The 14,841-nt window shown below is 68.7% G+C and carries 8 protein-coding genes and 2 pseudogenes; 9 read left to right on the top strand and 1 reads right to left on the bottom strand.

Features of this window, described 5'->3' with window-relative positions; all coding sequences use genetic code 11:
• Positions 1 to 512: 512 nt before the first annotated feature.
• The 6 genes from ABEA81_RS41105 to ABEA81_RS41080 all read left to right on the top strand — a co-directional run bounded on the left by ABEA81_RS41105 (position 513) and on the right by ABEA81_RS41080 (position 8,177).
• Positions 513 to 1,418: an AraC family transcriptional regulator gene (locus tag ABEA81_RS41105; RefSeq protein WP_345613305.1), complete on the top strand. Its 906-nt coding sequence runs from the start codon at positions 513 to 515 to the stop codon at positions 1,416 to 1,418.
• 60 nt (positions 1,419 to 1,478) lie between these two features.
• Complete coding sequence (locus ABEA81_RS41100) at positions 1,479 to 1,802, top strand: hypothetical protein (protein ID WP_345613303.1); 324 nt, start codon at positions 1,479 to 1,481, stop codon at positions 1,800 to 1,802.
• Positions 1,803 to 1,837: 35 nt separating this feature from the next.
• Positions 1,838 to 2,341: a hypothetical protein gene (locus tag ABEA81_RS41095; RefSeq protein ID WP_345613301.1), complete on the top strand. Its 504-nt coding sequence runs from the start codon at positions 1,838 to 1,840 to the stop codon at positions 2,339 to 2,341.
• A gap of 44 nt (positions 2,342 to 2,385) precedes the next feature.
• A complete protein-coding gene (locus ABEA81_RS41090; RefSeq protein WP_345613299.1) occupies positions 2,386 to 5,145 on the top strand; it encodes a helix-turn-helix transcriptional regulator in 2,760 nt (919 codons plus the stop codon).
• 1,065 nt (positions 5,146 to 6,210) lie between these two features.
• Positions 6,211 to 7,059 (top strand): helix-turn-helix transcriptional regulator, encoded by an 849-nt coding sequence (locus tag ABEA81_RS41085; RefSeq protein WP_345613309.1) that lies wholly within the window; start codon positions 6,211 to 6,213, stop codon positions 7,057 to 7,059.
• A gap of 347 nt (positions 7,060 to 7,406) precedes the next feature.
• Positions 7,407 to 8,177, top strand: coding sequence for a sensor histidine kinase (locus ABEA81_RS41080; protein WP_345613297.1), 771 nt, complete (start codon positions 7,407 to 7,409; stop codon positions 8,175 to 8,177).
• 1,006 nt (positions 8,178 to 9,183) lie between these two features.
• On the opposite strand, the pseudogene ABEA81_RS42955 reads toward ABEA81_RS41080, so the two are convergent.
• Positions 9,184 to 9,285: pseudogene (locus tag ABEA81_RS42955) on the bottom strand (IS5-like element ISFal3A family transposase); the annotation flags it as partial.
• A 758-nt stretch (positions 9,286 to 10,043) separates the two neighbouring features.
• On the opposite strand from ABEA81_RS42955, the gene ABEA81_RS41070 reads away from it, so the two are divergent.
• From ABEA81_RS41070 to ABEA81_RS42950, 3 genes and pseudogenes are all read left to right on the top strand, one after another.
• Positions 10,044 to 11,558, top strand: coding sequence for a flavin monoamine oxidase family protein (locus ABEA81_RS41070; protein WP_345613293.1), 1,515 nt, complete (start codon positions 10,044 to 10,046; stop codon positions 11,556 to 11,558).
• The gene (locus ABEA81_RS41065) at positions 11,555 to 14,419 is read left to right on the top strand and encodes a ferritin-like domain-containing protein (RefSeq protein WP_345613291.1); all 2,865 of its coding nucleotides are present in this window, start codon (positions 11,555 to 11,557) and stop codon (positions 14,417 to 14,419) included. Before ABEA81_RS41070 ends, ABEA81_RS41065 begins: the two co-directional genes overlap by 4 nt.
• Positions 14,374 to 14,505 (top strand): annotated as a pseudogene (locus ABEA81_RS42950) (FAD-dependent monooxygenase); the annotation flags it as partial. The gene ABEA81_RS41065 and the pseudogene ABEA81_RS42950, both read left to right, overlap by 46 nt.
• Positions 14,506 to 14,841: the final 336 nt, after the last annotated feature.

Raw genomic sequence — 14,841 nt, 5'->3', positions numbered from 1 at the left:
CGTCGGCGACCTCCACATGGAGCAACACATACTCGCACCCTCGGACCACCCGGACCTACAGGTAGTGATCTACACACCCGTGCAGACCACCGACACCCCCGCACGACTGCGCCGGCTGGTCGACACCGCGACTCCGGGCTGACCTCTCTCCCGCGCGCGTGCCCCCGGCCCGAATCACCGCTAGCGGCGTCTGCCCCGGCGGTCGAACGGTTCGCTTGCTCCAGGAGGACCGTCCTGCAATCTCCGACGTGCTCGGGCGATCTAGCAGGGTCGGATCAGGTGCTGGCGCGCCACGCGAGCAAACGGCCGCTGGTCCTCGCGGTCTGTGTGCTCGGCCACCTGCATGCGATCACCACGCGTGCTCGTCACGACAACAGCCGTCAAGGTAGTAGTAAGAGCACTCGTAGTGCTCCTACCTGGGCGGATGGCGCGCAGCTAGCCTCGGGGCCGTGCAGATCTACGAGTACTCCGCCGAGGAACTCGAGGACGTCACCGGTGAGATCTACGTACCGGTGATCGCCCGGACGGGTCGCAACTTCCGCGGGCGGTCGGCGATCCATGAGCTGGGCGAGACCCTGACGCTTTCTCGAACGCATTGGGGGCCGATCTCGCTGCTCCAGACCGACCGAAGAGCGGCGAAAGCGACGGCAGACAACCTGCACTTCTGCGTGTGCACAGCCGGCCGGTGCCGCTTCCGCCACCACGACCGCCTCGTCGAGCCGGTGGCCGGTACGGGAATGCTGGCCGAGACCCGTAGCCCCTACGAGCGGATCTCGCCGACCGAGACCCGGTGTATGAACCTGTTCTTCTCCCGCGATCTGCTTCCGCTCCGCACCGCCGAGATCACCGAAGCGTGTGCGCGCAGCATCGACCCCGCCGCCCCGGCCATGCAGATGCTGTCCGGCTACCTCGGTCGGCTGTTCGAGGTGGCCGACGACCTGACCGCGCCGCAGCGGCTGGACGCCGGGCACGCCGCGATCGATCTGCTCGCGATGGCGCTGCGCGACGTCGCCCCCTCTGTGCCGGGCGGGGACGGCCCCGAGGACGTTCTGCTCGACATGATGCGGACGCACGTGCGCGAACACCTGGCCGAGCCGCACTTGCGGGTCGAGGAGCTAGCGCGGCGGCACCACGTGTCGGTCAGTCACGCGTACACCTTGTTCGAGCGGATCGGGACCACGCCGGGTGCATACCTGCGCGAGCAGCGGTTGCTCGCGGCCCGGACGATGCTGTCCGACCCGAGGTACGCCCATCTCGGGGTGTCGGGCATCGCGGCCGTCGTCGGGTTCCGCGACCTCAGGACGTTCGAGCGGGCGTTCCGGCGGCGGTACGGGATGACGCCGCGCGAGTGCCGCTGTGCGCACAGTCGGTCGGGATCCGCTCCTGCGACCCGGAAGCAGGAAATGCCTGCACGCTGAGTAGGAAACGCCGCTCGGTCGAGGTCGCCAACCCGTGAGAACCGCGGACCGTTGGTCGACGTGCAGTTCCTCTACCGCGAGGACTGCGGCCACCAGGGCCAAACCGACCGGCCCGACCTGTTCAACGCCCGACCTGTTCAACGCGGGCGGCTGGGCACCGGACGCGCGATGCTGCCGCGGCTGCGCGGTCCAGCTCGCCTCTACATCGGCCTTGCGTATCCCGTGCTCGCCGCGCAGCTGGCCATTCTCGAGGAGCTCCGCGGCGATGTCACCGAGTTGGACCGGCGCGTCCGCGCCTGCAACGCCCCGACTTGGCTCACGAGTGGATCTTTGGAGCAGTATCATGGTCCGCTGACCTGCGGGATCGTCGGCGGGTTCGGCTGAATCTGCGCACCAAGCCGGGTTCGTAGGCTCCCGTTGTGGCGTCAGTGCGCACGGTGCGGACCGGGTCCGGGGCGACCGCGCTGCAGATCGTGCATGGCTCGCGGCGCGGATCACGCGACGTCGAGCACCTCGGCTCGGCCCACGACGCCCAGGCGGTGGAAGCGCTCAAGGCGGCCCGTGCCCTGCAGCGGGGCCGCGGCCTGCGCCGCGGCCCGGTGACCCGGCAGTGGCCGGCCGGCGGGCAGGGCGAGCTCGACCTCGGCGTGGACACCGACGCCCTCGCCGCAGGCGGGGCCGGCTCGTTGCAAGTCGCGTCCTCGCCGATGACGCCGCTGTGGGACGCGCTGCGCGCCGTCTACGACCAGCTCGGATCCGACACCGTCACCGACCACGACCAGGTGTTCCGGCAGCTGGTGCGCGCGCGGATCATCGAGCCGACCAGCAAGGCCGACAGCCTGCGAGTCCTGGCCGAGGCCGGGATCGACTCCCCCGCGACCGCGAACCGGCGAGGGATTCCTTCGGCCGCACCGGCGGCGTAGCGTGCCCGGGCATCTCGTCCTCACCGTTGAGGCTAGGTGCTTCTGTGGCCGCGACCAACTCACCCGCGCTGCTCGGCCGCGACGCCGAGTGCGCCGCGCTCGATCGGCTGCTTCAGGGGGCTCGGGCGGCGCGAGGGTCGGTACTGGTGTTGCGCGGCGAGCCCGGCATCGGCAAGTCGGTCCTCTTGGACTACGTCGCCGAGCGGGCATCGGGGTTCCGGATCACGCGGGCGGCGGGCTTGGAGTCAGAGGTGGAGCTGCCGCTGGCCGGGCTCCAGCAGCTGCTCGGCTCCTCGCTGCTCGAGCGGTCCGAGCAGCTCCCCGCTCCACAGCGGGACGCGCTGTGGGTGGCGTTCGGCTTGCGCGCGGGACCGGCCCCGGATCCCTTCCTCGTGGCCCTCGCGACGCTCAGCCTGCTGTCGGATGTCGCGGAGGAACGTCCGCTGGTAAGCCTGGTCGACGATGTGCAATGGCTGGATCGCGCGTCGGTTCAGGTGTTGTCGTTCGTCGCGCAGCGTTTGGCCGCCGAAAGGATCGCGATGGTGTTCGCCGTTCGCGAGCCGAACACCGAACGCGAACTCGACAGACTCCCGGACCTCACGCTCGACGGTCTCGACGACCACCATGCGCGCCTGCTGGTGCAGTCGGCCTTCCCCGGTCGCATGGACGAGCAGGTGCGCGACCGGTTCGTCGCTGAGACACGAGGAAATCCGCTTGCCCTGCTGGAGTTGCCGCGCGCCTTCACGCCAGCGCAGCTCGCCGGCGGGTTCGGGCTTCCCGACGCCGCGGCGCTGGCCGGCCGCCTGGAGCAGAGCTTCATCCAACGGATCGATAGCCTGCCCGCGGAGACACGGAGATTCCTGTTCGTCGCGGCGGCCGAGTTTGTCGGCGACCTGACCGGGTTGCTTCGTGCAAACGACGAGCTCGGAATCGACGCCGAAGCGGTCGTCCCAGCCGAGCGCGCTGGGCTGATCGAGCTCGGCGCGCGCGTGCGGTTCCGCCATCCGCTCGTCCGATCAGCGGCGTATCGGGCCGCACCACCGGACGAACGCCGGCGCGCTCACGCCGCGCTGGCCAACGCAACCGACCCGCAGACCAACTCGGACCGCCGCGCCTGGCACCGCGCGCACGCCACGCCGGTACCAGATGAAAGCGTCGCCGTCGAGCTCGAGCGCTCCGCGTCGCGGGCACAGGGCCGCGGCGGGGCAGCGGCAGCAGCAGCGTTCCTGGAGCGAGCGGCCGAGCTGACACCGGACCCGGCGCGGCGCGGTACGCGAGCCCTGGCCGCTGCGCACGCCAACTTCGTCGCCGGCGCCCCCGAGGCGGCAGAAGCCCTGCTTCCCATCGCGATGATGTGCCCACTCGATGAGCTGGAGCGCGCACGAGTCGACCGCCTGCGCGCCCACATCGCGTTCGCGCGCACCCGCGGTAGCGAAACACCGGCGCTGCTGAGTGCTGCGGCGAAACGTCTCGAGCCGCTCGATGCCGAGCTGGCGCGCGAGACACATCTCGAGGCGCTCTGGGCCGCGGTGCGCAGCGGGCGCTTCGAGAGAGCCGAGGGCGTCGTGGAAGCCGCGGAGGCGGCCACGGCTGCGACACGGGGGTGTTCCACGCGCGCCATCGACCTGCTGCTCGACGGGCTGACGATGCGCCTCGCACAGGGCTACGCGACCGCGTTGCCCTTGCTCGCTCGCGCGCTCGACGCCTTCCAGGCCGAGGGATTCCGCCGCGAGAACATCGCATGGTGCTGGCTCGCGTGCCAACTCGCGATGGACCTCTGGAACGACGACGCCTGCGCCGCGATCGCCGGCGGGCTCGCCGGCGTCGCTCGGGACCGGGGCGCGCTGACCGTTTTGCCGTTCGCGCTGAACTACTCGGCGGCCCATCAGCTCTTCGCCGGCAAGTTCGACGTCGCCGAGCAGCTCGTGCAGGAAGCAGACGCGATCACGACAGCGACCGCTGGCGTTACGATCGCGGACTTCTCCGTCCTGATCGCCGCATGGCGTGGCGACAAGGAGCGCACCCACAGGTTGCGTGCAGCGGTCATCGCGGACGCGACCTCGCGTGGCGAGGGCTTCGCAGTGGAAGTCGCCGAGTGGGCCCTCGCGACACTCCACCTCGGCCTCGGCGACTACTGCGAGGCGACGGCCGCGGCGCAGCGCGCCGACGATCCCGACGGGCTCGGATTCAATGTCTGGGTCTTGCCGGAGCTCATCGAAGCGGCCGTGCGCAGCGGCGACCCATCCACCGCCACGACGGCATTCGAACGGCTGGCTGAGCGTTCGAGTCTCAGCAGCACGGCGTGGGCGCGCGGTGTTGAGGCCCGCTCGCGCGCGCTCCTGAGCCAGGGCCACAAAGCCGAGGACCTATACGTGGAGGCGATCGAGCACCTTCGCCACTCGCATGTCGTCGTCCACCATGCTCGCGCACAACTCATCTACGGCGAGTGGCTCCTGCGCGAGCAGCGGCGCGTCGACGCGCGCACACAGCTGATTGCCGCCTACCGCGCTCTCGACGCCATGGGTGCGGACGCGTTCGCCGAGCGCGCGCGGCGCGAACTCCTCGCGGCCGGAGAAACGGTGCGCAAACGGATCGCGGACGCGCGAAACGACCTCACACCGCAAGAAGCCCAAATCGCTCGCATGGCCAGCGACGGCCTGACGAATCCGGAGATCGGCGCGCAGGTCTTCCTCAGCCACCGAACAATCGAATGGCACCTGCGCAAGGTGTTCATGAAGCTCGGCGTCAGCTCTCGCAAAGAGCTGGCAGACCTGCTCCGAGATCCGGCCCAGAGTTCCGCCTGAGCTGAGCCCGACGACGAACCGCAACGCCGAGCACGGTGACGCGGCACGACCGGGCTCGCTGGGCTGTCAACGGACAGTGCCCCACGCCCCAGGCGGCGCCTCAGCCTCCGCACCGTCGAATGGCACGTGCACGAGGTTTCACCCAGCTCGCCATCAGCTCACGCCGGGAGTTGCGTCAGGCGCTGCCCGACCCCGCGCCGGCGGGCGCTCCGGCTCAGCCAGCTCATCACGGGGCTGGAAAGCCCTTGCCGCGGCCGCCCAGTATCCCGATGCCGTCGGGCTATCGCGACGTGACTCAATAAGTACATCAGGTGCGAATCGGGTAAACAGCACAGGCTGCCTGTGCTGAATGCCCGGATTCTCACGGCCCAGGGACCCTGGGCCGCGGCCCCCGGGTGGCAACCAGGGCATTGCCCTTGCGCACTTCGCTTCCAGGTGCACAACAGTAGGCGGTACCGACGAATGTGGCCCATTCAGCATCCACGCCGCCGGGTTCAAGTCCTCGACGGACCGGCCCGACATCGTCATCCACAACGTCACCGCCACGACCTTCGAGGGACGCCATGAACGAGATGACCAGCGATCACGGGCTTCCTGCCGAACACGGCCTGGAGCGCGCCGGAGCCCGCCTCCACCGCGTGGCCATCGGTCGGGGGGACAAGCGACGATTGGTGCGACCTGCCGGAGGCCGGCCGCCGGCTCTTCCGCAGCATCGTTGTCCGAGTCCTGCGCGCGGAGCGCGAGGATTGGCTGAACGGTGCTCGGCATGTCGTCGCCCTGCGCTCCGAAATCGTGATCGAGCTGCCGGGCCGGATCGGTGCCGGCTGAAGAACTGACAGCGAAGTTCGACCCGCTCCGTAACCAGGAGGTGCTGAGTGTGGAGGACCGGGCGGAGATCAGAAGGCTGTACCAGGCTCAACCGGCTCGAGCAGTTCCGAGAGCTGGCAACCCGCTACGCGACATGAGCCGCCGCCCACGACCAAGCCGAGAGCCTGATCCCCGCCACTGTCCTGGGGCTCCGGGGACATCCACGGGCACGGCCTGGTGGGGGAGGCGTGGGTGGTGATGCGCAACGTCGCCTTGATCGGCGACTTCTTCAGGGTTCGGCGGGGACAGCTGGTGCGCGCCGAACTAGGCCTCCCGGCCGAGGGGAGAAGGACATCGGGACTGCGCCGCGAGGAGGTCTCCTACCTGTCGGGGGTGAGCATCACCTGGTACACCTGGCTCGAACAGGGCCGTGACATCACACCCTCCCGGCAGGTGCTCGATGCGCTCGCGCGGACCATGCGACTGTCCGCCGCCGAGCATGCGTACGTCCTGTCGCTGGCCGGGTACGCCGCCCCCCAACTCGCCACCGACCCGATCCACCACGCCGTCCCGGCCCACATGCAGCAGTTTCTCGACGCGCTCGCTGGCTACCCGGCGTACGCGATCACCTCGGATTGGTGGATATCTGCATGGAACACCGCCTGCGTGGCGCTGTACCCGAACATAGCGACCGTGGCGGCGGCGGACCGGAACCTGCTGTGGTTGCTGTTCACCGACCCGTATCTGCGCGAGCTGGTGCCCGACTGGGAATTCATCAGCCGCCACAACGTCGCCGCGTTCCGGGCCAAGGCCGGCCCCCGGCTGGCCGACCCGCACTTCTCCCAGCTCGTCGGACGACTCCTCAATGCCAGCGAAACGTTCCGCACCGCCTGGGAAAGTCATGGCATCGAAGCACTGACCTCACGGGAGCGCTTGTTCCGCCACCCCGTGGTCGGCGACCTGCACCTGGAACAACACAGCATGGTTCCCTCAGATCATTCCGACCTGCACCTGGTGATCTACACACCCATGCGGTCCAGGGACGCCCCCGCGCGGCTGCGTCAGCTGGTCGACACCCGAGCCCCACCCACCACCTCGCCGAGATGATGGGCCTGCTGCGCGTGTTGTCGGCGGCGTAGCGCTCGACCGGGACGGAGACGCGGTCCAGGCGGAGGGCACCCTGCCGGACGATACCGTCGCCGCACACCGGCATCGATGCGCGTCCATCGTCTCGCTCCTGCGTGTCCCCGGCCTGTTTCGCCAGGGGTGTAACCGGGGCCCGATACGGGCGCGCTCGTCGTCTCGCTGGGCCACACTCGGGAGCGTTCTCGACCCAGGGACAACGGGGGAGACGTCGATGACCTGCGGACGATGTGGATGGCTCATCTCGCTGACTGCGCACCGTCGTCCGGCAGCGGACCTCTCGCGAGTTCCGCGACGGTGGCCAACACGGAGTGGTCACCCTGCCTCAAGACCATGACGAGGTTCTCATGAAGAGTCGTGTACAGCTCGCCGACTCGCGGGCCCGGCTCGTGGCCGCGGCGGACCACGCCCGGCGGCGCATCGAACGCGATCTACACGACGGCGTCCAGCAGCAGCTGGTGGCGCTGGCGTTGGAACTGCGCATTGCCGAGGAGGCCGTGCCACCCGAGCTGACTCAGGTCAGGACGCAGCTGGCGCAGGTGGCCACCGATCTGAGGCGTGTGACCGACGAGTTGCAGGAGATCTCCCGAGGCATCCACCCGGCGATCCTGTCCGAGGGTGGCCTTCGTCCTGCGCTCCGGGCCTTGGCCCGCCGTTCGATCACCCCGGTAGAACTCGACGTCGACATCTCCGGACGGCTGCCGGAACAGATCGAGGCTGCGGCGTACTACATCGCGTCAGAGGCACTGACCAACGTCGCCAAGCACGCCAGCACGTCAACGGCCTACATGCACGCGGTGGTGCATGACGGCACCCTGCACCTGTCGATTCGCGACGACGGTGCCGGTGGTGCCACGCCGGGTGCAGGCTCGGGACTCATCGGCCTCACAGACCGGGTCGAGGCGCTGCGTGGAACGATCTCGATCTCCAGCCCACGCGGGGCGGGCACGACTGTCCGGGTCGATCTGCCCGTCCGCGCAGTACACCCAGCTGTCAGTTCCACGGAGATCGGTGCCGCGGCTGGCGGTGACGCGCCACGTGCCGTTCAACGGGATCGCCCCTCACCGTCCGGCCCGGGTTGACAGTGCCACGCCCTCCCGCCAGACGCGCCGCACTGTCAAGGTGTCCCCGATGTTCGTCACGGGGTCGCCGTCGACGAGGAGCAGGTCGGCGCGCATGCCCGGGGCGATGCGTCCTCGATCGTCCGACGCTCGACAGCGGCTTCCCGAACCGATGCGCCGTCACGGACGCGAGCCCGGGGATCGCCACGTCGTGCGACGCCCACTCGGCGACGTCCAGCTTCGAGGCCGGGTCCAGCGCCTGGTTCGCCACCAGCGCGAACAGCACCCGCTCCACATCGGTGGTGACCCGGAGGCCTCCCAGGCCCTTCCGCAGCGCGGCGCTCACCCCGAGTCGGCGCACAGCCCATCGAGCAGTCACGCCGCCCGCCGGCCGGGAGGCGGTCAGCCGCAACCTCTCCGCCGCGGCGTCGAGGCCGGTCGCCGCGGGCGTCCGCTCGGGTTCGCGGAGGTAACGGTTGATCGAGCGGACCAGTCGGCGCAGACCATCCGGTCCAGCCGGTTTTCCCGGCCCAGGTTGGGCAACACAGTGGCCTTCGTCGACGCGCCGATCCGCTCGTTGTGCGCCAGCGCCAGGTAGCGCACAACCGAGCCGTCCCCGTTGCTGCGCGCAGTCGTCCGCGGGGACATGACTGCAGCGCCCATCAACTGCGGACCGCGGGCTTCTGTGTGGGTCGATGTGACCGTCGAAGAGCTACATTCGCGCGATCCCTCGGAATCGACGCCGCCGCGCCGCGGGCGAGCAGGTAGCGGGGCCCGACCCACGTCCCCACGGGTGGTTCCCACGCGTTGGTCCTGATCCACATCGAGCACCACCGGACCACCTGCTCACAGCGTTACTGGGGAAGGCTTGCTCAGCCGGACACGCGGGAGATGAACGCGCCTGCGTGAGCCAGCGCGTCGGCGGCCTCGGGCAGGAACGACCAGAAGTACTGGAACACATGGGTGGACGCCGAGTAGATCTCGAGCCGCGCGTCGACGCCGAACGAGCTCGCCCGCTCGACGATGCGAAGCGCTTGCGTCCGTTGATCTTCTTCCCGGCGTCGTAGCCACGGGTGTCGCGGCCGACGGTGTCGGGTGAGCACGCTCCGGCATACCGGCGGGGATCAAGGGCCTTACCAGGATTGTCCGATCTCCGGCTCAACTGGCCGTTCCAGTTGGGGCAGATGATCCGGCGGATCTCCACGTCGTAGTCCAAGAAGGGAACGAGCTCCGTCCAGCCCGATCGCCACAGCTTCATCATACCGAATACCCTCCGCCCAATTTACCGGCCAGCTCATGGAATCGGGCCGCGGCGGCCTCGTCGAGCAGGTCGGCGAGATGGCCGCCCCGGCCATCTCGGACCGGCCCGGCACCGACAGCGGGTTCGGGTCCGCGGGGCGTGGAAGAGCGTCGGCCGCCGGCCTATCGATGACTGGCGGTGACCTCGACTGCCACTTCCCGGGTGAGCTGCACGTCTCGCTCGATCGCGACCTGGGTGATCGCGACAACCTACGTCGTCCTCGTCGCGCCGGACGAGATCGATGAACGGGAGGAGGAACTCCCACGGCGCTGGTAGTGCCGCCACTAGTGGCGGCGCCGACTTCGCGCCCGGCGGTCACGGATGGACAGTGAGTGCATGAAGGAGATGGGATCACGAGGACGCTCACGGGAGGACCTTGTACTACGCGCGCCTGCTCGCCGGCAGTGATCGCTTTGCTGTGGGTGCTGACGCAACGAGGGCGCGCCACCAATCCGCTCCAACGCCTCCGAGGACAAAGATCGCCTTGCCACCAATGATGGTCTGAGTCTGCCCAGCTAAGACAATGCGACCTCCAACGTCGGGGACTCTATTGCAAATCGGTCGATGTGCGCTGCGGCACCTGTTTCATGGCAAGCTCTTCAGTTCGTAATTCGAAAGGCGGACGGATGCCTCGTTCGATCACGCTCTGCGATGGCCCTCGAGTACGCACTGGCCCGCACAGGAGATCGCAGGTCGCCGTTTTGGGGGCGGGAGTCGCGGGACTGGTGGCTGCCTATGAGCTGAATGGTCGCGGCTACGATGTCGACGTCTACGAGGCGAGTCCGCGTGTCGGCGGCCGTATCCATACCCACCGGTTCGGGCCGGAGCCGGCTGCGCCGTACGTCGAGCTGGGCGCGATGCGTATACCGACCAAACATCGGCATGCCATGAGATACGTCCGTGAGCTCGGCCTGATCGACCGCGTGCGCCCGTTCCGAACGTTACTGTCCGAGGCGAGCAACTATTTGATCTCGGAGTCGGGCCCCGTACGTCTGTCGGAGGCTATGCCGGCGCTGGTGGGGTCGCTTCAGAGGCGATTGCCGCGCTCCGGATATCGGGAGGCGAGCCTACGCTTCGCGGCGTTCCTGACGTTGGCGGTCGAGGCCATTGCGCCGGTGTACATGCGCGGTCAGCTGCTCGGGAATCCGATGCAGATCGGCCGGCTGGTCGACCGGCTCGATGGCATGGACTTGGGGCCCTACCTGCCGGAGCCCGATCGCTCGGCGCGCCTCGCTGAATTCTTCGTCGACAACCCAGGATTCCGCTCCCTGCTGCCACTGGGCCTCGACGGATTCATCGACGACATCGTCACCGAGACGAACGCAGACCTGGTGAGTCTCGAAGGCGGCATGGATGCCCTCCCGCGCCGGCTGGCCGATGCGCTCACCGCCGCCGTGTGGGTCGATCACAAGGTGGTGGGAATACGGGCGCGAAAACAGGATGTGGTCATCGAAGTCGTTCACGCGAAACGCACGATCGTGCGACGCTACGACTACGTATTGTGCACGATCCCGTTCTCGGCGCTACGTCACATCCGGTTGTGCGATTTTGATCCGGACAAGCTCGCGATCGTCCGGAAGATCGAGTACTGTCCGGCGACGAAGGTTGCCTTCTACTGTCGCGAGCCGTTCTGGCGGAACGACGGTATTTCGGGCGGGGCATCGTTCACCGGGGGTGGTATCCGGCAGACGTACTATCCCGACAGCGGGTCGGTCCTGCTCGCGAGTTACACCATCGGCGAGGAGGCCGATCGCCTCGGCCGGATGAAGCCTGCGGACCGACACGAATACGTCCGACAGCAGCTCGCGAAGGTCCATCCTCAGATACTGGAGCCCGGGATGGTGCGGGCGGCCGCGAGCCAGGCCTGGGGGCATGACGAGTGGAGCCGCGGCGGGTGCACCGTCCGTTGGGGAAAGGATGACGGCCAGATCGCCGACGAGCTGGAACTCGCCGCCGCGCCGCAGAACCACCTCTTCTTCGCCGGCGAGCACTGCTCCAAGAACCCGGCATGGATCGACGGCGCGATCGAGTCGGCCTTGGAAGCGGTCGACGGCATCGATGCCGATTTGACCGGATCGTACCCGGTGCGGAGGTCGGCATGAGTGTATTCGACTTCCCGCGGCTGCATTTCGCCGGCGCCGCCATCAGCAGGTTGCCCACCGGGCCACGTGAGAGTGTCGTCGATATGGGGACCGGTCGAGTGGTCGAAGTCCGCGAGGGCGCGAACTTCGGAGGTAACGGGCATTTCCTCATCGAGGCCGCTGTCGTCGCCGTCGATATGGCGGAAGCCGACCTGGACCGGACCGACCCGGTCATCGGACGCGCGGTCGACATGTGGGGGCATCACAACGAGTACCTGGGCAGCACCGTCAACCGGGCCAGGATCTTCGACGTCGACCCGGCATCCCGGTTCTCGACGACGGTGATGGTCGGGCAGTTCGGGTTCGGCCGCGCGGGGCGATCGCACGATACGGGGTACATGGTCACCGGTCAGGTCAGGGGATTTCAGCCGCCGCGCTGGCAACGGCCCGGGCAGGTCGTGCACCAGTTCGTGGTCGACAAGTCGGACGGCCTGAACTGGCTGCCCGAGACGGATCGTTCGGTCGCGGCCACGGCGCTTCGTTCGGCGGTGGCAGACGATGCCGTCGGCGGGCTCGTCGTCCAGTTCGTGCTCGACGGGAGCGGGATCAGAGGGACGATCGCGCCGTGGCGGCCGCACGAGCTCCGGACGTATCCGGCGGGCCGTCTTCTCACCCGGTGTGACGGCGAGGGCAGCAACCTCAGCGTCGAGGTCGGCAGGTCGGCTGTGCACCTGAACCTCGTGGAGCCGTTGCCGGCGGGGTGCCGGCTGCGCGTCGCACGGTCTCGCGAGCTCGTGGCGCAGCTGCCGGCCGATCGGGTCGGGATCGTGCGCGCCGACCGGTGCGGACCGTGCGGGCCGGCCGGCGTCGAGCCGCTGGAGGTGGTGGACGCGACAGGTGCCGTCGTGCTGATCGAGCAGGAGGTCAACGTCCAGGTCGACGACGCCTGCGTGATCCTGGAACACCCCGCGGGGGAGGACGACCACGAGCACGACGTCCGCGTGCAGGTCCGTTCCTTCGTGAGAGGCGTGCCGGCAGCGGTGCCCGAGATCCACGTGCGGCAGTGCCCCAATCCCGAGGCGTTGCCGCGAGAACAGGGCCGCCCGGTGGTCGTCGGCCTCGACGGCGGCGCGGCCTGTGTCGTCGGTACCGATGACGCCGGGCTGGGGGCGTTCACGCTGCGGGGGCTGCGCGCTGGTGCCGCGAGGCTCTCCCTCACCGTCGACCCGGCCGACGTTCCGGGCGGCCATGACGACGAGCGGCATTTCTCCCGGGTGGGCGCCATGACCGTGCGGGTGTTGCCCGACGACTGGTGGCTGGACGCCATTCCCGCCGAGCAGGTCACGTTCGACCTGGTCTACCGCGAGGTGCTGGAACCGTACGAGCAGCTGTACTCGTTCATGCGCGACGAGGTCTTCAGCCTTGCCGACGGGTTCAAGGTGCAGACCTACGCCAAGCTCATCTGGCAGATGTGCGACCCGCGCAACAAGGGGCGCACCTACTACATGCCGCCGTCGCGCGATCTCAGCGCCCCCAAGGCGCGGCTGCTGCTGAGGTTCCTGCGCGAGCAGCAGAAGCCGGCGCAGGTGACGAGGTTCGTGCCGTCGCCGGGTCGGGACCGTCCCGGGCTCACCACCCGGGAGGAGCTGGTGACCGCGCTGGGGCACGCCGCCGTCGTCGAGCTCGGGGTGATGCTCCAGTACCTGTACGCCGCCTACTCGGTGCCCACGCACGGTGCCGGCCTGGAGTACGTCCGGCTGGGTCGCTGGAACGCCCAGCAGCTGGCCGTGGCCTGCGGTGACGGCGGTGAGTCGCTGGACGCCGGCATCCGTACCACGTTGCTGTCGATAGCCCGCGAAGAGATGATGCACTTCCTGATGGTCAACAACGTCCTGATGGCTATCGGAGAACCGTTCACGGTACCGCGGATCGACTTCGGCACGATCAACGACGAGCTGCCGGTCGCGCTGGATTTCTCACTCGAGGGGCTGGGGCTCGGCAGCGTCCAACGGTTCATCGAGATCGAGAAGCCCGAGAGCGCGGTGCGCGATGTCCAGCTCGGTGACATCAGGGCGACCGGCCCCCGGCCGGCGCTCGGTTACGCCTCGTTGAGCGAGCTGTACGGCGATATCCGCGACGGGCTCCGGCGGGTGCCGGGCCTCTTCCTCGTGGAGCGGGGACGGGGCGGCGGTGAGCACCACCTGTTCCTGCGCCGCTCCATAGACCTGGACCACCCGGACTACCAGATGGAAGTGGACGACCTGCCCAGCGCGCTCTTCGCGATCGACGTGATCACGGAACAGGGAGAGGGCAACGTGCTCAACTCGGAGCGGCTGGACGACGAAGAGTCGCACCACGCCGCCTTCACGAGACTGGCGGGCCTCCTCGCGGACGACCCGTCATGGCGCCCCTCGTACCCGGTTCTGCGCAACCCGACGTTGGACGACGACAGCCTGCTCAAGGATTTGGTCACGGTTCCGGAGACGCGCGCGGCAATGCAGCTGTTCAACGACTCCTATTTCATGATGCTGCAGCTCATGGTGCAGCACTTCGGCGGACAACCGGACTCGAGCCTGCGCCGGTCGGTGCTGATGAATCACGCGATCGACGTGATGACGGGCATGATGCGCCCCTTGGCCGAGCTGATCGTGACGATGCCGTCAGGTCGCAAGGGGCGAACCGCGGGACCTTCTTTCGAGCTGCCCGGGCAGCTGAGCTACATCTCCCGGCCCGATGTGGCCCGCCGCCTGATCGCGCGGCGCTTCCAGCGCATCGCCGAGGAGGCGGCCAAGCATCCGCTCGTGCCGGCCCGCGTGGCCGAGCAGAGCGATTTCCTGTGCGACTACTTCCGAGCTCTCTCGGAGGAGAAGAGCACGACGTGATCAGCCCACGACAGGAGACCGAGGTTCTCGTCGTCGGTGGCGGTCCCGTCGGACTGGCGTTGGCGTTGGACCTCGCGCAGCGCGGTGTCGACTGCATGGGCGATGAGCTCGTCCTCGGACCCGGTGTCGCGGACCTCGACGAGATATCGCGGCTGGCCGACGCCGTTCTCCAGGTTGGCGAACTGCCCGAAAGCCGAACTCGGGTCCGCCCGTCACCGCCCCGGACCCATCGGCTCCAGCCGCGGCGATCGCATGGCGGTGCAGGCCCTGGACCAGCCTCGCGGGGCACCGGTGGTGGTGGATATGGCGGGCCAAGAGCCTCGGCGCGGCGCCGCGCGACCATCTTCGAGGTCGCGAAGCGGGCTGGGGTCTCGAAGGCCCCCTCACCGCGGGTGCACGCGGTCGCGGTCGGTGGCGCCGTG

The sequence above is a fragment of the Pseudonocardia adelaidensis genome, assembly GCF_039543345.1.
Taxonomy (GTDB): Bacteria; Actinomycetota; Actinomycetes; order Mycobacteriales; family Pseudonocardiaceae; genus Pseudonocardia; species Pseudonocardia adelaidensis.
Note: the sequence above shows the minus strand (reverse complement) of the source record. Positions and strands in the feature narration are given on the sequence as shown.